At 67.3% G+C, this 21,539-nt stretch carries 15 protein-coding genes; 13 read left to right on the top strand and 2 right to left on the bottom strand.

Annotated elements, in window-relative coordinates; genetic code table 11:
* The 9 genes from NFC73_RS03980 (at window position 1) to NFC73_RS03940 (ending at window position 13,786) form a co-directional block, all read left to right on the top strand.
* Complete coding sequence (locus tag NFC73_RS03980) at window positions 1-1,800, top strand: FHA domain-containing protein (RefSeq protein WP_254747788.1); 1,800 nt, start codon at window positions 1-3, stop codon at window positions 1,798-1,800.
* Window positions 1,797-3,647 carry a serine/threonine-protein kinase gene (locus NFC73_RS03975; protein ID WP_254747786.1) on the top strand — a complete coding sequence of 617 codons (1,851 nt, stop codon included), beginning with the start codon at window positions 1,797-1,799 and terminating at the stop codon, window positions 3,645-3,647. Before NFC73_RS03980 ends, NFC73_RS03975 begins: the two co-directional genes overlap by 4 nt.
* A 61-nt stretch (window positions 3,648-3,708) precedes the next feature.
* The gene (locus tag NFC73_RS03970) at window positions 3,709-4,413 is read left to right on the top strand and encodes a hypothetical protein (protein ID WP_104061062.1); all 705 of its coding nucleotides are present in this window, start codon (window positions 3,709-3,711) and stop codon (window positions 4,411-4,413) included.
* The gene (locus NFC73_RS03965) at window positions 4,410-8,855 is read left to right on the top strand and encodes a type VII secretion EssC family protein (RefSeq protein WP_254747785.1); all 4,446 of its coding nucleotides are present in this window, start codon (window positions 4,410-4,412) and stop codon (window positions 8,853-8,855) included. The genes NFC73_RS03970 and NFC73_RS03965 overlap by 4 nt, the downstream gene beginning before the upstream one ends.
* A gap of 121 nt (window positions 8,856-8,976) precedes the next feature.
* Window positions 8,977-9,528: a hypothetical protein gene (locus tag NFC73_RS03960; RefSeq protein ID WP_254747784.1), complete on the top strand. Its 552-nt coding sequence runs from the start codon at window positions 8,977-8,979 to the stop codon at window positions 9,526-9,528.
* Window positions 9,529-9,739: 211 nt separating this feature from the next.
* Complete coding sequence (gene ligA, locus NFC73_RS03955; RefSeq protein WP_254747783.1) at window positions 9,740-12,010, top strand: NAD-dependent DNA ligase LigA; 2,271 nt, start codon at window positions 9,740-9,742, stop codon at window positions 12,008-12,010.
* On the top strand, window positions 12,007-12,825 hold the full coding sequence (locus NFC73_RS03950) for an inositol monophosphatase family protein (protein WP_254747782.1): 819 nt from the start codon (window positions 12,007-12,009) through the stop codon (window positions 12,823-12,825). Before ligA ends, NFC73_RS03950 begins: the two co-directional genes overlap by 4 nt.
* 26 nt (window positions 12,826-12,851) lie before the next feature.
* On the top strand, window positions 12,852-13,364 hold the full coding sequence (locus tag NFC73_RS03945) for a GNAT family N-acetyltransferase (RefSeq protein WP_254747781.1): 513 nt from the start codon (window positions 12,852-12,854) through the stop codon (window positions 13,362-13,364).
* A 38-nt stretch (window positions 13,365-13,402) separates the two neighbouring features.
* Entirely contained in the window at window positions 13,403-13,786 is a 384-nt protein-coding gene (locus NFC73_RS03940; RefSeq protein WP_254747780.1) for a RidA family protein, read from the top strand.
* Window positions 13,787-13,878: 92 nt separating this feature from the next.
* On the opposite strand, the gene NFC73_RS03935 is transcribed toward NFC73_RS03940, so the two are convergent.
* The gene (locus NFC73_RS03935) at window positions 13,879-14,541 is read right to left on the bottom strand and encodes a response regulator (RefSeq protein ID WP_254747779.1); all 663 of its coding nucleotides are present in this window, start codon (window positions 14,539-14,541) and stop codon (window positions 13,879-13,881) included.
* Entirely contained in the window at window positions 14,534-16,312 is a 1,779-nt protein-coding gene (locus tag NFC73_RS03930) for a sensor histidine kinase (protein WP_254747778.1), read from the bottom strand. Before NFC73_RS03930 ends, NFC73_RS03935 begins: the two co-directional genes overlap by 8 nt.
* 164 nt (window positions 16,313-16,476) lie before the next feature.
* On the opposite strand from NFC73_RS03930, the gene NFC73_RS03925 reads away from it, so the two are divergent.
* From NFC73_RS03925 to gatB, 4 genes are all read left to right on the top strand, one after another.
* Complete coding sequence (locus tag NFC73_RS03925; protein ID WP_254747777.1) at window positions 16,477-17,979, top strand: CitMHS family transporter; 1,503 nt, start codon at window positions 16,477-16,479, stop codon at window positions 17,977-17,979.
* A 145-nt stretch (window positions 17,980-18,124) separates the two neighbouring features.
* Entirely contained in the window at window positions 18,125-18,421 is a 297-nt protein-coding gene (gatC, locus tag NFC73_RS03920) for an Asp-tRNA(Asn)/Glu-tRNA(Gln) amidotransferase subunit GatC (RefSeq protein ID WP_056348187.1), read from the top strand.
* Window positions 18,422-18,423: 2 nt separating this feature from the next.
* A complete protein-coding gene (gene gatA / locus NFC73_RS03915; RefSeq protein WP_254747775.1) occupies window positions 18,424-19,983 on the top strand; it encodes an Asp-tRNA(Asn)/Glu-tRNA(Gln) amidotransferase subunit GatA in 1,560 nt (519 codons plus the stop codon).
* Window positions 19,983-21,491 carry an Asp-tRNA(Asn)/Glu-tRNA(Gln) amidotransferase subunit GatB gene (gatB, locus tag NFC73_RS03910; protein ID WP_254747774.1) on the top strand — a complete coding sequence of 503 codons (1,509 nt, stop codon included), beginning with the start codon at window positions 19,983-19,985 and terminating at the stop codon, window positions 21,489-21,491. Before gatA ends, gatB begins: the two co-directional genes overlap by 1 nt.
* Window positions 21,492-21,539: the final 48 nt, after the last annotated feature.

The following is a 21,539-nucleotide window of genomic DNA, read 5'->3' as shown; positions in this document are numbered from 1 at the left end:
ATGGGCACCGCAACATACGCCGCGGGCACGTGGCTCGGTGTTGTCCGGGCCAACACTGTGGTCCTCCTGGGGCCCGGGACCCCGCCCGCCCTGGTCCAGTCCCTGTGGGAACTGCTGGAGCACGCCCCCAAAGTCCACGAAGTGCTCCACGCAGTCACCAGCAGTTTCGGCGTTTCCCTGGCGGAGATACCGTCGTTCGGGATAGTCGATTCCGGCGACGCGCTCCGCATCTTCCTCCGCGGCGACCTGGACCTGACCGTGCAGCTGCCCGGCGGCCCCGTGGACCTGAACGGTCGGGACGTCACCACCTGGACGGAGCGCCGCCTGGACATTCCCGAGTGGTACCGCCTCACGGTGGCGGGAGATGGCCAGCCCGGAGACGGCCAGCCTCGACCCGTGTTGCCGCTCAGCGAAGGCGTGGTCCTGCTGGAGTCGCTGACAGTGTCGCTCACCGCAATTCCCGTGGACGAGGTAGCGGCTCCGGCTGCCACGCCTGCTGAGGTCGCGGCACCCACCGCCGTCGGCGGCGTCGCCCTCGTAGCGGACGCTGAACCGGTCACTGCAACGGTAGCGGAGCCCGCAACGGAAGCGGAGCCGGAACCCGAACTTGCACCTGAACCTGCGTCTGAACCAGCGCCGGAACATGACCGGGAGGTCTCGGCGGAAACGGTGATGGGGCTCCTGGACGACGACTCCAATTTTGCTGCCGAAGCCGCGGAAGCCGAGCCGGACCTGGAGCCCGCCCTGGAGCCCGCCGCCCATCCTGACCAGGTCCCGGCCCACGAAATGACCGGCAGCTACGACCACCTCTGGGAACGGACTGTAGTCCGCCGCATCGAGGACGCCGCGGTCCGGGACGAACCAGGGGAAGACCACGGCGCCCCCGCGGCACCTGTTGGCGCGGCTCCGGCACCGGTCGATGCGGCACAGGCGAACGCTCCAGGACAGCCGGAGGCAGCGGCCAGCCCGGCTCCTGCACACCCCGCCCACGAACCCGCAGGTCCACCTGCCGCACCGCCTGCAGCCGCAGCGGCCGCCCGGACGATCGGCGGGCTCATCGACTCGGTCCCGTGGCGGACCGGTGGGAGCACACCTGCTGCCCAGGCAACGCTGTCGTCCAATCCGTCGGCGTTGATCCTGCCGCCGTCGAACCTGTCCCCGGTGAATCAGCCCCTTCTGACTCAGCCTCCGGCGGACGTCCCGGCAGAAGTGAAGCCGGGGCAGCCGGCAGCAGACCCGGACGCCTTCGACGGTGACCACGACGGCCACACGATCATGAAGGGCGATCTCGCCGGAATGGCCGCGCATCCCGCCCCCGTTCCGGAGCCGGATTCGGCCGCAGGCCCGCTGGTGCTGGCCCGGGTCTGCGGTCGGGGACACGCCAATCCGCCCACCCAGGCGCAGTGCGCTGCCTGCGGCTCGCCGCTGCCCGCCGATGCCGTTCAGGTGGCCCGGCCACGGCTGGGCCGGATGCGGGTCTCGACGGGTGCGCTGGTTGACCTTGACCAGTCGCTGGTTATTGGGCGTCAGCCGTCCGTTTCCCGGGTCCAGGGCGGTGTGATGCCGCGGCTGGTCCAGGTGGCCAGCCCCAGCGGCGACATCTCGCGCTCCCACGTGGAAGTGCGGCTCGAAGGCTGGCACGTGATGCTCTGCGACCTGAAGGCCACCAACGGCACGGTCCTGGTCCGCGAGGGCCAGCCACCCCGCCGCCTGGCCCAGAACGAGATGGCCATCCTGCTCGACGGGGACATCGCCGAATTGGGTGACGACGTCTCACTGCGTTTTGAGGAGATTCTTTGAGTTCCAAACGGCCGGTTGCGCCGCCGCCCCACATTCCGGGGTTTACTTACATCAGCCTGCTCGGCTCCGGCGGGTTCTCGGACGTCTATCTCTACGAACAGGACCGGCCGCGTCGGAAGGTGGCGGTCAAGGTTCTTTTGTCGGACCTGAAGACCGAGGGTGCCCGGCGCAGGTTCGAGTCCGAGGCCAACCTGATGGCCCAACTCTCCTCGCACCCGTATATTGTGACAATTTTCGAGGCCGAGGTGACCGAGGCAGGCCACTCCTACCTGGCCATGGAGTACTGCTCGCGGCCCAGCCTGGACGTCCGGTACCGCCGTCAGCGCTTCAGCGTGGATGAAGTGCTGGCGGTCGGCATCCAGGTGGCCTCCGCCGTCGAGACCGCCCACCGGGCCGGCATCGCCCACCGGGATATCAAGCCCGCCAACATCCTCGTGACGGACTACAACCGGCCGGCCCTGACGGACTTCGGAATCTCGGGCACCCTGGGCGGCGACGCCGACGAGGACGCCGGGATGTCCATTCCGTGGTCGCCGCCGGAACAGTTCGCCGACGGCCCTGTGGACGGCGTGACGGTGGATGTCTGGGCGCTGGGCGCCACGCTGTACACACTGCTGGCCGGCAGGTCGCCGTTCGTGATGCCCGGGACCGATAACTCCCAGCGCGAACTGATCTCGCGGATCACCAGCGCGGCGCTGCCGCGCCTGGGGCGGGCCGACGTTCCGGAGTCACTGGAGCGGGCACTGTCCACGGCCATGGCCAAGTCCGCGGCGTCCCGGTACTCCTCAGCCCACGCGTTTGCCCTCGCCCTGCAGCGGATCCAGGCCGAACTGAACCTTTCGGTCACGCCGTTTGAGGTACTCGAAGAGCAGCAGCTGGAAGAGCACCACCCGGATGACGGCTTCGAGGAAACCCGCGTCCGGAATATCGCGTCCATCGACCCGGAGCGGACCGGCAGCGCCCCCACGTTCCCGGCACGCACCCGGCCGCAACGCCCCGGAACCGGTGGGACGCCGTCGGGCTTTCCGGCTGGCGGCTTCCCCGTTGCCGCGACAGCCCCGGCAGGACCCCGGCCCCAGGTTCCGGGCAACCTGTTTGCCGGCCAGGACGGCCAGCGGGACGGCGGCAACCAGGACGGCGCCAACCCCGCAGGCGAGTGGGCCCACGCCACCATGCTCCGCGGCAGCGCACCCGCCGCCGAGTACGGTTCCGCGCCGGACGCAACCGTCCAGCGTCCCGGGCCCCTTCCCGCCCTGGCCGGTCAGCACGCAGACCCACAGGCCGGCCAGCTGGCAGACCTACAGGGCGGCCAGGCCGGCGCGCCCGGCCACCGTGCCGGGCGTGCCGATCCGGAGATCGACGCGACGATCAGCCGACCGGCCCCGGTCACGGAAACCGCCCCCGAAGCGGCTCCCGACCACGGCAAGCGCAACGTGTGGCTCGCCGCCGCGGGCGGAACGCTGCTGGTCCTCGCCATCATCGTCGGGATCGTGCTGGCGTCCTCGGCCCCGGCGCCGAAGGTCGAGGAGACCGGCCAGGTCAGCAAACCCCCGGCGGATGCCCTGGACAACGGGACAGTCCCCGACGTCGCGGATCTGGCAGGGACTGTAGACGCCGCCGGCAAGGCAACCTTCACCTGGACCAATCCGCAGCCGAAGTCGGGCGACGCCTACAAGTGGCGGGTCTACGCGTTGGGCAACCACGGCGAATACCAGTCCACGGCCGAGCCAGCCGCCCAGGTTGCGTTGAATCCGACGGAACCCACCTGTGTCCAGGTGATGATCGTCCGGAGTGACGGCGCGTTCTCACCCTTGGAAGAAGACTCGATCGCCTGCATCCGCAAGTGACGGCAGAGCAGACCGGAACCGATAGTGAACGCGGGCAGAACCCGACGAGGAGGCACGGAAAATGGGGGATCTAGCAATAGATTTCTGTGGTGAATGGTACGAACCGTCCGATGAGGAAATCTTCAACATCGGCCGCGAAGGCGACCTTGAAGTGGACGACAACCCGTACCTTCACCGCCAGTTCCTGCAGGTGGCCCGCTACGACGGGATCTGGTGGCTGAGCAACGTGGGCGGGATGCTGTCCGCCACCGTCGCCGACGGCTCGGGCGGGATGCAGGCCTGGCTGTCGCCGGGTGCGCGCATCCCGCTGGTCTTCAGCCACACAAACGTCATTTTTACCGCCGGGCCCACCACATACGAGTTCGCCGTCCACCTCAAGACCCCGTCGTTCCGGCAGGAATCACGCGAGGACGACAGCAACGGCGACACCACCATCGGCCCCGTGGTCTTCACCGACTCGCAGCGGGCCCTCATCGTGGCCCTGGCCGAACCCATGCTGCGGCGCGAAGGCACCGGATTCAGCGCCATCCCGTCCTCGGCTGCGGCGGCCAAGACCCTGGGCTGGGCACTCACCCGGTTCAACCGGAAACTCGACAACGTCTGCGACAAACTGGACCGCGTGGGCGTGGTGGGCCTCCGCGGCGGCGGCGGGAAGCTGGCCACCAACCGGCGCGCGAGGCTCGTCGAACACGCCGTCACCTCCCACCTGGTCACCCCCGACGATTTGTACTTACTGGAAAAGATGAGGGGCGTGGACGAAGGATGAGGATCCGGCTGACACTCCGCCGGGACCCGGCGGAAACCAAGGACCTGGCCGTCACCGTCGACGGCCTGGCTACGGTGGCGGATATCGCCACCCAGCTCTGGGTCGCGGACCCCGACCGCAAGGGATCACCGGCACCGGAAAACCTTTCGCTCCGCATCGACGAGGCCTTTGTGGGCGGCGGCATGCGCGGCAGCGTCCTGAGCCGCGCTGACAACCTCCTGGAATCGGGTCTCCGCCCGGGCTCCGTGGTGTCCCTGACCGAGGTCAGCGAACTCTTCAACGCGCCCGGCGCCAACCGCGGGCCCGCCGCAGCCACCCTGCGGATCCTTTCCGGGCCCGACGTCGGCCAGGAATTTTCGCTGCCCTCCGGCACCAGCTACATCGGCCGGGACCGGGACGTGGACATCCGGCTCACGGACCCGCTGACCTCCAAACGCCACGCCCGCATCACCGTGGGCGAGAGCGTGGAGATCGTGGACACGAACTCCGCCAACGGCCTCCTGATGGACGGCCTGCCGGTCACCAGGGCCACCCTGAACTCCTCCGACACGGTGACGCTGGGGGAGACCACTGTCACCGTGGTGCCGCTGGGCCGCAACCGGGCGGCAGCACCGACGTCGCCCCTTGTCGATTTCAACCGCTCCCCCCGGGTGGTTCCCCGCTTTGAGGCGCCCAAGCGTGTGCCTCCCGCCGGGCCCAAGCGACCGGACCACCAGCCGTTCCCGTACATCATGCTGATGGCTCCGCTGCTGATGGGCGGCATCATGTTCGCGGTCACGCGGAACATCCTGTCCGTGGTGTTCATGATGATGATGCCGCTGTTCATCGTGGGTCATTATGTGGACCACAAGATGCAGACAAGGCGCCAGCAGAAGGAGCAGCTCAAACAGTTCAGGGAGTCCATGGCGGCGTTCCGGCAGGACATCACCGAACTGCAGCGCGTGGAACGCGCGGTCCGCCTGCAGGAAGCACCGTCGGTCAGCGACACCGTGGATTCCATCTACAAACTCGGTCCGCTGCTGTGGACCCACCGCCCCGAGCACACCGGTTTCCTGGGCCTGCGGTTCGGGCTCGGCACCGGTACATCACGCATCCTGTTCGAGGAACCCCACAGCAACGACACCGAAGCTGAATTCATGCGCGAGATCCAGGACTGCCTGAAGCAGTTCAGGGACATCGAGGGTGTCCCCGTGGTCTCCCAGCTGCGCACGGCCGGGTCCTTCGGCGTGGCCGGAGCCCGGGGCCTGGTGGACGACGTTGCCCGCGGCATGGTCCTGCAGTTCGTGGGCCTGCACTCGCCGGCCGAGGCCGTGGTGACAGCCATAACGTCGGCGCAGTCCCGGCAGCGCTGGGACTGGCTGCAGTGGCTGCCCCACGTGGGCTCCGGCCACAGCCCCCTCAACGGCGACCACCTGGCCGCCGGTTCAGCCAGCGGCTCCTCACTGGTTGCCCGGCTCGAGGACCTGCTCGACGCACGCGAAGCCATGGCCAAGCGCTCCGCCCCCGAACACCGGGGATCCGTGGACCCGGCCAAGGACGAGGTCCCGGCGCCTGTGCTGCCGGCGGTCCTGGTCATCGTCGAGGACGACGCGCCTGTGGACCGGGGCAGGCTGACCCGGCTCGCCGAGCGCGGACCGGACTCCGGCGTCCACGTGATGTGGGTGGCCACCGACATCCAGGCACTCCCGGCAGCCTGCCGGGACTTTATGGTGGTGGACGGCGAAAACGGCACCACCACCGGGCAGGTGCGGCTGGGACGGCACACGTACCCCGTGAGCTGCGAAAGCCTCGACGCCGACCTGGCCGCCCAGCTGGCCCGGATGCTGGCGCCCGTGGTGGACGTTGGCAAGCCCGTCAGCGACGACTCCGACCTGCCGCGTGCGGTGTCCTACGCCACCCTGATCGGCAAGGACTTCCTGGACAACCCGCAGGCCGTGGCGGAGCGCTGGGTGGAGAACAATTCAGTCCATGCCTCCGCGGTTCCGAACCGGAAGGACAACGGGACCCTCCGGGCGCTGGTGGGTTCCAAGGGCATCGAGCCGCTTTACCTGGACCTGAAGAACGAGGGCCCGCACGCGCTGGTGGGCGGCACCACCGGCGCCGGCAAATCGGAGTTCCTGCAGTCCTGGGTCATGGGCATGGCTGCCGCCTACAGCCCGGACCGGGTGAGCTTCCTGTTTGTGGACTACAAGGGCGGCGCGGCCTTTGCCGAGTGCCTCAGCCTGCCCCACACCGTGGGCCTGGTCACCGACCTCTCCCAGCACCTTGTCCGCCGTGCCCTGACCTCCCTCCGTGCGGAGCTGCACTACCGCGAGCACCTGCTGAACCGCAAGAAGGCCAAGGACCTGCTCGGGCTGCAGCGCGAAGCCGACCCGGAGGCACCGCCATACCTGATTATTGTGGTGGACGAATTCGCGGCGCTGGCTACCGAGGTTCCCGAGTTTGTGGACGGCGTGGTGGATGTTGCCGCCCGTGGCCGGTCCCTGGGCCTGCACCTGATCCTGGCCACGCAGCGTCCCGCCGGTGTCATCAAGGACAGCCTGCGCGCCAACACCAACCTCCGGGTCGCCCTGCGTATGGCGGATGAGGATGACGCCACCGACATCCTGGGCGTGCCTGATGCGGCCTACTTCGACCCGTCCATCCCGGGCCGCGGCGCCGCCAAGACCGGGCCCGGCCGTATCCAGGGGTTCCAGACCGGCTATGCCGGCGGCTGGACCACGGAGAAGCCCCAGCGTCCGCAGATCGACATCGTGGAAATGGCCTTCGGGTCAGGGCCCAGCTGGGAGGCGCCGGCCCCGGAGAAGCCCGTCAAGGAAGCTCCGCCCGGCCCTAACGACATCGCCAGGATGACCGCCAACATCGTCCGGGCCGCGGAATCGCTGGCCATCCGGCCGCCGCGCAAACCGTGGCTGGACGAGCTGGCCAAGACGTACGACTTTTCCAAGCTCCCGAACCCCCGGACGGACGAACGGCTGCTGCTGGGTGTGGCGGATGATCCTGCCCGCCAGGAACAGCCCACGGTGTTTTACGAGCCGGACCAGGACGGCAACATGGCCATCTACGGCACAGGCGGCTCCGGAAAATCCGCTGCCCTGCGCGGCATTGCGATTGCCGCCGCCGTCACACCCCGCGGCGGGCCCGTGCACATTTACGGGATCGATTGCGGCTCCTCCGGGCTGAAGATGCTTGAAGAGCTGCCGCACGTCGGCGAGATCATCAACGGTGACGACGTCGAACGCGTCGGCCGGCTGCTCCGCCTGCTCCGGGACATCGCCGACGAAAGGTCAGCCCGTTTCGCCGAGGTCAGGGCCTCCACCATCGTCGAATACCGGACCCTGGCCAACCGCCCGGACGAGAAGCGGATCTTCGTGCTGCTGGACGGCATATCGGCGTTCCGCGAAACGTATGAATTCAGCCGCCTGTCCGCACTCTGGGACGTCTTCCTGCAGCTGGCCACCGACGGCCGTCCCCTGGGGATCCACTTGGTGGTCACCGGTGACCGGCCGAACGCCATACCGGCGTCGTTGCTGGCTTCCATCCAGCGCCGGCTGGTACTGCGGCTGACGTCTGAGGACGACTACATGTCCATGGACGTGGCGAAGGACGTCCTCACCGGCTCCTCACCGCCGGGGCGCGGCATGCTGGGCGGCTACGAGGTCCAGCTGGCCGTCCTGGGCGGCAACTCGAACCTGGCGCTGCAGGCCCGCGAAGTCCACAAGCTCAGCCAGGCGATGTTGCGCCAGGGGCTGGAATCGGCACCGAAAATCCAGCGGCTTCCCGAACTGGTGGATCTGGATGTGCTGCCTCCCGGCAGCCCGGACCTGCCTGTCATCGGCGTCGACGACGAAACCCTGCAGCCGGCCGAGATCATGGCCCAGGGACCGCTGCTGCTGGCCGGTCCGCCAGGGGCCGGCAGGACGGTGGCGCTGGTGACCCTGGCGTACGCGCTGCGCCGCTCCAACCCGGACACGGAGCTTGTGTACATCGGCTCCCGCCGGTCCGCGGTGGCGTCGCTGCCGCTCTGGAACCGTTCGGTGGTGGGTGCCGATGACCTGGCCGTGATCATCGAGGACCTCACGGAGCACTCTTCCGGGAACCCCGGGAAGCTGGCGATCTTCATCGAGGGCCTGACCGAGTTCACGGATACCGTGGCGGAAGCGGGCGTTTCGCAGCTCGTGACGGCGTCAATCAAGGCCGATCAGTGGGTCATCGGGGAATCGGAATCATCAACCTGGTCCTCCGCCTGGTCGCTGTCCCAGCCCTTCAAATCCGGACGCCGGGGCCTGCTCATCAACCCGGGCGACATCGAAGGGGACAGCCTGCTCAACACGTCGCTGGGTCGGGTCAGCCCGGAGTTCATACCGGGCCGCGGCTACATCGTGGGACGCGGCAAGGCACGGAAACTGCAGATCGCGCTGCCGCCGGAAAACAGGGGCTGAGCCGTCGCCTCCCGCGGGCCCGTAAATCTAATGGATTTGCGGGCCCGTGGCGCGTGTAGGAGACTACCGGAAACACTGTTCGCTGCGGCAAGGGGGTGCCGCGCTGTCGAAAAGGTAAACCATGATCCGATCCTCATCCTTGCTTCGCGACGTGTCCGCTGCTGCGGCCGCGGCGGTGCTGGCGCTCCTGGTTGGCCTTTCGGCGGCGGTCCCGGCGCAGGCCGAAGACGGTGAACCCACGCCGCAGTTGTGCCTGCTGAACTGTGAAACGGCCAGCACTGAGCCTAAGGATCCGGGCAAGGGCAAACCTGAAGTGCCGCCGGTAGTCCCGTCCCCAGTCGTCCCAACCCAGCCCGCGGCGCCAGCACCGGTAATGGTTCCCACCCTCGCCCCGGAACCGAGCGCTTCGCCGACTGAGGAATCGCCGTCGGCCGCGCCCAGCACCACCATCCCCAGCCCGCCGTCGTCCGCAACCGCATCCACGGAACCGAACTGGAACAAGCCAGTCACCAAGTCGGCCAAGCCCACACAGGCCGCCGCCGTTTCCCGGAACGACGGCTCCGGGCTCTTCGGCGGCCCCGGCCTGCTGGCCATCATGGCGGGCGTGCTGCTGGTGGGAGTCGCCGGCCTCGCCTTCGCCTGGTGGAGCCGGAACCGCCTCTCCTCACACTGACCTTGGTTGTCCGGTGATCGAGCCTGTCGCCGGCCCCGACCTTCCCAACTAGGTAGCAGCAACTGTCGTTATGAGCGCTCATAACGACAGTTGCTGCTACCTACATGGGGGCGTTCCGTGCCCACCGGGCGCCGCGGCATTTAGCGTCAAGGGCACGGCGGTGCCGTGGGCGTTGGGGCGCAAGGTCGGGGCGGTAAGGCAAGATAGATCTGTGAGCACAGCACCGGTCCCCGCAGAGGAAACAGCAAACAGCACTGAGGAACTAACCGAGCCGGACGCCGTCCCCGCCGGGTCCGTGCGCGACGAATATGAGAACCTGACGGACCTGGTCAGGAAGTACCGGTTTGCGTATTACCAGGAGGACGAACCCCTGGTTTCCGACGCCGAATTCGACGAACTGTTCCGGCGCCTGGAGGAGATCGAAGCCCTGCATCCGGAGCTGGTAGCCAATGATTCGCCTACGCAGGAGGTTGGCGGGGAAGTCTCAGCCGCGTTCGCCGCCGTCGAACATCTGCAGCGGATGTACAGCCTCGAGGACGTCTTTTCCCTGGAGGAGCTGGAGGCCTGGATCACCAAGGCCGAGGCCGGCGTCAGCAAGCTGGGGGACACCGCTCAGCTCGCGTGGCTCACGGAACTGAAGATCGATGGCCTCGCGGTCAACCTGTTGTACCGCGACGGGAAACTGGTCCGGGCTGCCACCCGGGGTGACGGGACCACGGGTGAGGACATCACCCACAACGTCCTGACCATCAAGGAAATACCGACGGAACTGACGGGCACCGGCTTTCCGGCCGAGATGGAAATCCGCGGCGAGGTCTTCATCCCGTCGAAGGCTTTTGCGGAATTCAACGAGGCCTTGATCGAAGCCGGCAAGGCGCCGCTGGCCAACCCCCGGAACGCCGCCGCCGGTTCGATCCGGCAAAAGGACCCAGCGGAAACCGCCAAACGCCCGTTGAAGATGTTCGTCCACGGCATTGGTGCGCGCGAAGGGCTGGAAACCCTGAGCCAGTCACAGACCTACGCCTTATTGGAACAATGGGGCCTTCCCGTCAGCCCGTACTTCGAGGTTCTCGGGGGATTGCCGGAGATCCTTGACTTCATCAAGCGCTATGGCGACCAACGGCATAGCCTCATGCACGAAATCGACGGCATCGTGGTCAAGGTTGACGATCTCGCCACCCAGCGTGCCTTGGGCTACACCACCCGGGTGCCGCGATGGGCCGTCGCGTACAAGTACCCGCCGGAAGAAGTCCATACCAAACTGCTGGACATCCAGGTCCAGGTGGGCCGTACCGGTCGCGTGACCCCGTTCGGAGTGCTGGAACCGGTGAAGGTGGCCGGTTCCACTGTGGCCCGCGCCACGCTCCACAACCAGAACGTGGTCAAGGCCAAGGGCGTGCTGATCGGCGACATTGTTGTCCTGCGGAAGGCCGGAGACGTCATTCCGGAGATCGTCGGCCCCGTGCTGGCATTGCGTAAAGGCCGTGAGGACCAACTGCGTGTCTTCGTGATGCCCACAGAATGCCCGTCCTGCGGCACGGAGCTCGCCCCCTCCAAGGAGGGCGACATCGACATCCGCTGTCCCAATTCCAGATCCTGCCCCATCCAGCTGACGGAGCGTGTCGCGCACCTGGCCGGCCGCGGCGCTTTCGACATTGAGGCGCTCGGCGGCGAAGCTGCCGTCGCCCTTACCGATCCGGCCGAGCCCAGGCCCGGCCCTCTGGTGAGCGAAGCGGAGCTTTTCTCCCTTACCGCGGAGGACCTGAAAAATGTGCGGATCCTGCGCGAGAAGCGTTCCAAGGGCGTTGGCACCGGCGTCTTCGAACTGGTCCCGTACTTCTGGACAAAGGCAACCGCCAAGACACCGTCCAAGCCCACGGCGACCACCACGAAGCTCTTCGTGGAGCTGGAGAAGGCGAAAATGCAGCCGCTGTGGAGGGTGCTCGTTGCCCTGTCCATCCGGCATGTTGGTCCACGCGCCTCACGGGCCCTTGCCACCGCGTTCGGCACCATGGACGGCATCCGGAACGCCTCCGAGGAAGACCTGGCCCATGTGGACGGCGTCGGCCCAACCATCGCGGCCGCACTTAAGGAGTGGTTCGCCGAGGACTGGCACGTGGAAATCATTGACCGCTGGGCTGCGGCCGGGGTCCGTATGGAGGACGAGCGCGACGAATCCATGCCGCGGACTCTGGAAGGGTTGACCATTGTGGTTACCGGCTCCCTGCCGAACTTCAGCCGGGACGAGGCCAAGGAAGCCATCCTTCTGCGCGGTGGCAAAGCTGCCGGCTCGGTCTCCAAAAACACCAGCTATGTCGTCGCCGGCGAAAGCGCAGGCACCAAACTGGACAAAGCCGAACAGCTCGGAATTCCCGTCCTGGACGAAGACGGCTTCCGGGAGCTCCTTGCGAACGGCCCGGCCTCCGCTGCCGAAGCCACGCCCACACCAACGCCCACAGAATCAGAAGAGGCAGCAGAATGAGCCACGCGGACGTCAATACCGAACTGCTTTCGGTGGCCCGGCAAGCAGCCGCCGCCGGCGCCGCCGTGCTGGCTTCCCGCAATGGCGAGACGCTTGACGTCAGCAACAAGGGCGACGCCGGCGACTGGGTGACGGCCTTTGATGTCGCGGCGGAGAATGCGGTCCGGGATGCCATCGTGGCCGCCCGTCCACAGGACGCCATCACGGGGGAGGAGCACGGCACCACCCGGCCCGCTGCCCCCACCGGTTATCGCTGGTCCATCGACCCGCTGGACGGTACCACCAACTTCATCCGGAACATCGTCTACTACGCCACCTCCGTGGCAGTGGCGGATGCCGACGGCGTCTGGCTGGCTGGCGTCGTCAACGCCCCTGCGCTGGGCCGCGTCTACTACGCTGCCCGCGGCCAGGGTGCGTGGCTGGAAGAAGGCGGCCGGGTGACCCAGCTCCAAGGTCCGGCGCCGGACCGCGCCGGGCAGATCCTCGCTACCGGCTTCAGTTACGACCCCGCCATCCGCGCCGAGCAGGCTGCGCTGCTGGGCAGTCTCATGGATGGATTCGTCGATGTCCGGCGGCTGGGCTCCGCTGCGCTGGACCTCTGCATGGTGGCTGACGGGACCCACGACGCCTACGGCGAACGCGGGCTCAACGAACATGACTTCTCCGCTGGCGCGTTGATTGCCGAGGAAGCCGGTTGCTGGGTCCGGCGTCCCCGGCTGGCCAGTCCGCTGGACGGCGGACCCGCCGACGCGGACAGGCTGGCCGCCTGGACCTGTGCCGGGACCTTGGCGCTGTCCGGCAAGTTTCCGCTGTGACGGTGCTGCGCCACTAACATTGTCAGGTGCAATCGCAAATAACCATCCGACCGGCCGTTGAGGCAGACTTCCAGGCCGTCGCCAGGATCACCGTGGACTCGTACCTGGCAGCAGGGTATTTCGACAGCGCGGACCATCCCTATATGCAGCAGATCCAGGATGTTGCCGCCCGCGCGGCGAAGGCCACGATCTGGGTTGCCGAGCGTGACCGGCAGGTGGTGGGTTCCGTGACGCTGGCACTGGCAGGTGAACCGTTCGCCGACATCGCCCTCCCTGATGAGCTGGAGTTCCGGATGCTGGTGGTGGATCCCGCGGTGCAGCGCAGCGGCGCAGGCAAGGCCATGGTGGAAGCCATTATTGCGCATGCGAAATCGCTGGAGGGCATCACGGGCGTAGCCCTCACCACCGGCGGGACCTGGGAGAGCGCCCATGGGCTCTACCGGAAGACCGGCTTCAAACGCGTCCCGGAGCGTGACTGGCTCATTCCGGGCACCGACATAAAGCTGCTGGTTTACCGGCTTGACGTCCAGCCAACCTAAAGTGGTGCCGACTCATTTTCGGCACTGAAAGGCCCACCATGCGCAAAACATTCGGCTCCGGCTCCGTCTGGGAGCAGACCCTCGGCTACTCCCGCGCCGTCCAGGTGGACAACACGCTCTACATTTCCGCCACGGCCGCCAGCGGCGAGGACGGCATTGTGGGCGAGGACTTCTACACGCAGACCCAGTACATCCTGCAGAAGCTCGGCGTGGTCCTGGCGGATGCCGGCTTCAGCTTCGAAGACGTGGTCCAGTCCAAGCTGTACCTGACGGACATCAGCAAATGGGAAGAGGCCGGCCGCGCCCACGGTGAAGTCTTCGGCGAGATCCGCCCCACGCTGGCCCTCGTGCACGTCCTGCCGTTCCTGGACCCGAAGATGCTCGTCGAGATCGAGCTCGTGGCCCAGAAGAGCGCCGGCTAGGACGCTCCCGCCCGCCTGGCGCGAACTGGCAGCAGATACCCTCACATCCGCATTTTGAGGGTATTACCTGCCAGTTCGCGCATGACTGTGGGTTAACTGGCAGGGAGGCTGTAGCGGTGTTCCGGGCGTCCGGTGGTTCCGTAGCGCAGTTGGATGTCGACGGCGCCGTCGTCGGCCAGCGATGACAGGTACCGTTGCGCCGTGGCCCGGGAAACGCCGACGCGGGTGGCCACTTCCACCGCCGAATACTGTTCGCCGGCAACCAGCGATTCCAGCACCGCGGCCTCGGTGGCGGAGCGGGGTTTGGCCGCCGGCGCCACGTCCCCGGGGATAAGCGCCCGTTTGGCCCGCTCCACGGAGCCCTGGTCCAGGGCCCCGGGCTGGCCCAGCAGCCTGCGGTACCGGGCATACGAACGTAGCTGCTGCGAGAGCGACTCGGCCGTAAAGGGCTTCAACAGATACGCCAGGGCGCCGCGGCGGAACGCCTTCCGCAGCGACTCGGCATCCGATGCCGCACTGAGGATCATGGTGTCCACGTCCAGCTGCTGCAGCAGGTCGAGGCCTGAGGCGTCCGGCAGGTAGACATCCAGCAGCACCAGGTCCGGGCGGAGGCTGTGGATCGCCTGCAGCGCCAGGGACGCCGACCCCACCGGCGCCAGCGCCAGGAATCCCGCCACCGAATCCACATACGTTGCGTGCAGCTTGGCCACGTGGAAATCGTCGTCCACGATCAGCACCCTGAAATCCTCAGGCATCATTGTCCTTTCCAGCTAAATCCCGGGTCCCCGCAGGTGTCCCGGCGGTGGTCCCGGCCGTGGTGCGTGGCAGGGACGCCATAAACACGGCGCCCGGTCCTCCCGGTGTCCCCGGCTCCAGCAAGCGGACGTCCCCGCCGCGGCGCCGGGCCAGCTTCCGGGCCAGGGCCAGGCCCAACCCCTGTCCGCCACTCTGCCCGCCACCCAGTCCACCGGCAGCCGCCGGAGCCGGCACTACTGGGCCAGCCGCCGTCGTGAATCCCTCGGCGAAGACCGCTTCCGCAGCCGTCCCGGCGGCCAGCCCGTCGCCGGAATCGGCGACGACGATGTGCAGCGTCCCGCCGTCGTCGTGCGGTTCATCCAGCACCTCCAGCTCCACCCAGCGATCCGGGGAGGAGCCGGCGACGGCGGCGTTCACCGCGTTGTCGATCAGGTTGCCCAGTACGGTGGTCACGTCCTGCGGCTCCGTGACCTGGCCGCGGACCAGGGTTTCCGGGCCGATGCGCAGCGTCACCCCTCGCTCGTCCGCCTCGACGCCTTTGGCACCCACAAAGGCCTGCAGATACGGGTCCTGGAGCAGTTCGGCCTGGTCCACCGGGAACTTCAGCGGACCGGTGGCGGCCAGGCGCGCCAGGTAATCCCGGGCCTGCTGGTGCTGCCCGATGCTCATGAACCCGGCAATGGTGTGCAGCTGGTTGGCGAATTCGTGGCGCTGCGCCCGCAGGGCAGTGGACATGGTGCCCACGGCGTCGAGCTGCCGGGTGAGCTGCTGGAGTTCGGTGCGGTCCCGGAGCATCACCACCCAGCCAAGGTCCTCGCTTCGATGCAGGGCCTTGCGCGCACTGGCCACCAGGACGCTGCCGCCGGCCACCAGCTCGATGGCGTCCGCCTCCGCAGCGTCCGGCCGGGTCAACGCCCTGAGCTGCCCGGGCACCGGAGCGTCGGCCCACGGCGTCCCGGAAAGGTCCGGCTGCTCCAAAAGGCGCTGCGCGGCTGCGTTGAACACGCTGATCCTGCCGTCGGCCGACACGCCGATGACGCCGTCGTCCACGCCCTGCAGCACAGCCACCTGGTCGTGGACCAGCGTGCTGATTTCCTCGGGCTCCAGCCCCAGGGTCAGCCGCTGGAGGCGCCGCCGCAGCAGGAACGAGGCCAGCACGCCCGCCAACAGCGCACCTGCGGCGGTCAGTCCCACCGGGCCGATGTCGCGCGCAACGCTTTGGCCCACGCTCTCCATGGAGTACCCAACGCTGACCTCGCCCACAACAGTCCCACCGCCGGTGCCGGTTCCAGGCGCGTAAACGGGGACCTTCGCGCCGGCAGACGGGCCCAGTGTCCCGGTGTTCCTTGTGGTGACCTCCTGGCCGGCGAGGGCCACCGACGGATCGGTGCTGACCTTCTCGCCCAGCCGGTCCGGATCCGGGTGCGCCAGGCGCAGGCCGGTCTCGTCGGTGATCACCACAAACAATGCCCCCGTCCGGCTCCGGATCGCCTCGGCGGCTGCCATCAGCGGCCCGGCGCGGAGCACAGCAGGCGGGGGAGTGCCCGCGCCCGCGCTGATGGCCAGCACGTCAGCCTGCACGGAAGGTTCCGCGGCCACGGCGCGGGCCAGCGTCAGGGCCTGGGTTTCCGCCTCGCGGCCCACCCGGTCGTAGGTCAGCCAGGCGTGGACGGCGGCGCTGAGCAGCACCACCAGCAGGACCACGCCCAGCTGAAGGAGGAGGGTCTGCGTGGAGAACCGCAAAGGCGGCGTGCGTGCAGGACGCGGCATGGTTCTCCCTTCCTCGGGCATGGGGGTGAGCACAATGCGCAAAATGCTCCGAATAAGCAGTATGCCAATCAATTGAGCCAAAGGCACTGCCGTGACGTCCGCCACCCTAATGTCTGTAGCACGCGTCACACTGCGGTGGCGTTGTTCACAAGAAGGAGCCGGCCGTGCTGGTATTACTTGGATTCGCAATGATCGCGGTATTCATGGTGCTGATCATGACGAAGAAGTTGACGCCGGTACTGGCGCTGATCATCGTCCCCACCGTTTTTGGCCTGTTCGCAGGTGCCGGGCTGGGTATCGGGGACATGGTCCTCGAGTCCATGAAGTCCATGACGTCCACGGCGGCCCTCCTGATGTTCGCCATCATCTACTTCGGCCTGATGATCGACGTCGGCCTGTTCGACCCCCTGGTGAAGTTCATCCTCCGCAGGCTCGGCAATGACCCCGCCAAGGTGGTGCTCGGCACCGCGATCCTGGCCGCCGCAGTGTCCCTCGACGGCGACGGGTCCACCACCTTCATCCTCACCACCGCGGCCATGCTGCCCGTGTACCTGCGGCTGAAGATGAGCCCCGTTGTTCTCACCTGCGTGGCAGGCCTGGCCAACGGCACCATGAACATCCTGCCGTGGGGCGGCCCCACGGCCCGCGCCGCCACCGCCCTCAAGCTGGACGTCAACGACGTTTTCGTCCCCATGATCCCCTCCCTCATCGCCGGCCTCGTTGTGGTCTTCGCCTTCTCCTGGCTGCTGGGCCTGCAGGAACGGAACCGTCTCCGCGCCACCGCACCGGAAATCTGGGGAACGCCGGAGACGGCAGAGCCGTTCACTGCTGAAAAGTTCGACGGCGGCGCTTCCGACGGCGGCACCGCCGCTGCCTCTGCCGGTACCGGCCGCAATGGGTCACGTTCCCCCGGAACCGGAAGTCCCGCCGTCGGCGGCTACTCTCAGGAAGGTTCGTCAGTGGCTGTCCTGGACCGCACCGAAATGCTGGTGGCCGAACAGGACGGCGGGCTGGCTGACACGGCCTTGGACCCCAACCGCTCCACGCTCCGGCCCAAGCTGTTCGGGTTCAACCTGGGCCTGACCGTCGCCGTTATGGTGATGCTGGTGGCTGACCTCGTGCCGCTGCCGTTCGTCTTTATGGTCGGGTCGGCCATCGCCCTCGTGGTGAACTTCCCCAGGGTCAAGGAGCAGGGCGCGCAGCTGATCGCCCACGCACCGTCCATCGTGGCAGTTGTCAGCATGGTCATGGCAGCGGCAGTCCTGACCGGTGTCCTCAAGGGCACCGGCATGGTGGAGGCAATGTCCGCCTGGCTGGTCCAGATCATCCCGTCCGACATGGGCCCCTTCATGGCAGTGATCACCGGCGTGCTCAGCATCCCGATGACGTTCTTTATGAGCAACGACGCCTTCTACTTCGGCGTGCTGCCCGTCCTCAGCGAGACCGCCGCACATTACGGGATCAGCGCCGCGGAAATGGCGCGTGCATCCATCACCGGCCAGCCCTTCCACCTGCAGAGCCCGCTGGTTCCGGCCATCCTGCTGCTGGTTTCGCTGGCCAAGGTGGACCTCGGCGACCATCACAAAAAGGTCCTGTGGCGCACCGCGGTGGTTTCCCTCGTCATGCTGGGTGTGGGAATGCTGACGGGAGCCATCGGGATCGGTTAGTCTGTAGCTGCCTGTGGCCGGTCCCCGTGATCGGGACCACGGCACCGAGGTGCCCGTCTGACGCCCGCTGGGGGTCGTCAGACGGGCACTGACGTTTCCCCACTAGACTGGTTCGGAAAACAATCCGAACCTGCAGGGGAGATCCATGGCTGCGATCAACCGTGACGATGTTGCGCACCTCGCGCAGCTCGCTCACATCGAGATGAGTGCTGAAGAGCTGGACAGGATGGCCGGCGAACTCGCCGTCATCGTTGATTCAGTGAAGTCCGTGAGTGAAGCCGCCGGTGATGACGTCCCGGCAACCTCCCACCCGATCCCGCTGACCAACGTGTTCCGCGAGGACGTTGTGGGCCACACCTTCACCGCGGAGCAGGCACTCTCGGGGGCTCCGGATTCCGATGAAAACCGTTTCAAGGTCCCGGCAATCCTGGATGAGGCATAACCATGACTGACACCAACGAACTCATCCGCCTGTCCGCCGCGCAGCTGGCGGGCATGCTGGCCGCGGGCGAGGTCACGTCCGTCGAAGTCACGCAGGCTTACCTGGACCGGATCGCAGCTGTGGACGGCGGCGAACGCGGCGTGAACGCGTTCCTGCACGTCAACACGGAGGAAGCGCTCGCCGTCGCCGCCGAGGTGGACGCGATCCGTGCCGCCGGCGGTGCCGCGGCCGAGCAACTCCACGTACTCGCCGGCGTGCCGATCGCGGTCAAGGACCTCATCGTCACCATCGGCCAGCCCACTACGGCAGGCTCCAAGATCCTTGAGGGCTGGCACAGCCCCTACGACGCCACAGTGGTCAAGCGGCTCCGTGCCGCCAAAATGCCCATCCTGGGCAAGACCAACCTGGACGAATTCGCCATGGGGTCCTCCACCGAGCACTCCGCCTTCGGCCCCACCCGCAACCCGTGGGACCTGGACCGGATCCCCGGCGGTTCCGGCGGCGGTTCGGCTGCGGCCGTTGCTGCTTTTGAGGCCCCGCTGGCCCTCGGCACGGACACCGGCGGGTCCATCCGCCAGCCCGGCGCCGTCACCGGCACCGTGGGAGTCAAGCCCACCTACGGCGGCGTTTCCCGCTACGGTGCCATCGCCATGGCCTCCTCGCTGGACCAGATCGGCCCGGTTTCCCGCACCGTCCTGGACTCGGCGCTGCTGCACCAGGTCATCGGCGGGCATGATCCCTTTGACTCCACGTCCCTGCCCGACCCCCTGGCGGACCTCGTCGCCGCTGCCCGCGTGGGCAACATCGAAGGCATGCGGATCGGCATCATCAAGGAACTCCACGGCGAGGGCTACCAGGCCGGCGTCGAGAACCGCTTCAACGAATCCCTGGAACTGCTGAAGCAGGCCGGTGCGGAAATAGTGGAGGTGTCCTGCCCCAACTTCCAGTACGCCCTCGGGGCCTACTACCTGATCATGCCGTCGGAGGCCTCCTCCAACCTGGCAAAGTTCGACGGCGTCCGGTACGGCCTGCGTGTCCTCCCCGAGGACGGACCCATGACCATCGAACGCGTGATGGGTGCCACCCGCGCCGCCGGCTTCGGCGCCGAGGTCAAGCGCCGCATCATCCTGGGCACTTATGCCCTGAGCGCCGGCTACTACGACGCGTACTACGGGTCGGCCCAGAAGGTCCGCACCCTGGTCCAGCGCGACTTCGAGGCCGCGTTCGCGCAGGCCGACGTCCTGATCTCTCCCACGGCGCCCACCACGGCGTTCAAGCTCGGGGAGAAACTGAATGACCCTCTGGCGATGTACCTCAACGACGTCGCCACCATCCCCGCCAACCTGGCCGGCGTGCCCGGACTGACCCTGCCCGGCGGCCTGGCAGACGAGGACGGCCTTCCTGTCGGCATCCAGCTGCTGGCCCCGGCCCGCGAGGATGCCCGGCTCTACCGCGTGGGTGCTGTCCTGGAATCCCTCCTGGAGGCACAGTGGGGCGGCCCGCTCCTGGACCAGGCACCGCCGTTGGTCGAGACCCTTGTTGACGCCAAGGAGGCAAAATAATGAGCACGGACGCAACCCTGAGCTTCGAAGAGGCCATGGAGAAATACGATCCGGTCCTGGGTTTTGAGGTCCACGTGGAGCTCAACACCAAGTCCAAGATGTTCTCCTCCGCGCCCAACGTCTTTGGCGACGAGCCGAACACCAACGTCAACGAGGTGGACCTGGGCATGCCCGGTGTCCTGCCGGTCGTGAACCGGGTCGCGGTCGAGTCCTCGATCAAGATCGGCCTTGCCCTGAACTGCAAGATCGCCGAATCCTGCACGTTCGCCCGGAAGCAGTACTTCTATCCGGACACTCCCAAAAACTTCCAGACGTCACAGTACGAGGACCCCATCGCGTACGACGGCTACCTGGACATCGAACTGTCGGACGGGACCATCTTCCGCGTGGAGATCGAGCGCGCCCACATGGAAGAGGATGCCGGAAAGCTAACGCACATGGGCGGGGCCGCCGGCCGCATCCAGGGTGCCGACTTCTCGCTGGTGGACTACAACCGTTCCGGCGTTCCGCTGGTGGAGATTGTCACCAAACCCATCGAGGGTGCGGGTTCCCGTGCCCCGGAGCTGGCCAAGGCGTACGTGGCCGCCGTCCGGGAGATCGTCAAGAACCTTGGTGTGTCGGACGCGAAGATGGAACGCGGCAACGTGCGCTGCGACGCGAACGTTTCGCTGCGCCCGCACGGCCGCGAACGCTTCGGCATCCGCTCCGAAACGAAGAACGTCAACTCGCTGCGCGCCGTCGAACACGCCGTCCGCTACGAGATCCAGCGGCACGCAGCCGTCCTGGACGCCGGCAATCCGATCATCCAGGAAACCCGCCACTGGCACGAGGACACGCGCACCACCACCTCGGGCCGTCCCAAGTCGGACGCCGATGACTACCGCTACTTCCCGGAACCCGACCTGGTTCCGATCGTTGCGTCCCGCGAATGGGTGGAGGAACTCCGCGCCACGCTGCCTGAGCCGCCGGCGGCCCGCCGCAAGCGGCTGCAGTCGGACTGGGGCTACTCGGACCTGGAATTCCGCGACGTCGTCAACGCCGGCGTGATGGATGAGATCGAGGAAACCATCGCTGCCGGCGCCACAGCCACCGTCGCCCGTAAATGGTGGATGGGCGAGATCGTTGGCCGCGCCAAGAACGCCGACGTCGATCCCGGCCAGCTTGGCGTCCAGCCCGCCACTATCGTGGAGCTGAACCGGATGGTCGAGGACGGCAAGATCAACAACAAGATGGCCACCGAGGTCCTGGACGGCGTGCTCGCCGGTGAAGGCACCCCGGCGGAGATCGTGGCGAAGCGCGGCCTCGCCGTCGTTTCCGACGACGGCCCCCTGCTGGAAGCCATCGACGCCGCCCTCGCCGCGCAGCCCGACGTCGCGGACAAGATCCGTGCCGGCAAACTCCAGGCGATCGGCGCGATCGTCGGCGGCGTGATGAAGGCCACCCGCGGGCAGGCCGACGCCGGCCGCGTCAAGGAGCTGATCCTCGAAAAGCTCGGAGTGGAAGGCTAGATCCTCCGGATTTAACCCAACTGGGTCGCAGTTAATGCTGTTATGAGT

Origin of the sequence: Pseudarthrobacter humi, assembly GCF_024294965.1 — a bacterium.
Taxonomy (GTDB): Bacteria; Actinomycetota; Actinomycetes; order Actinomycetales; family Micrococcaceae; genus Arthrobacter; species Arthrobacter humi.
This window is presented reverse-complemented; position numbering and strand designations above follow the sequence as displayed.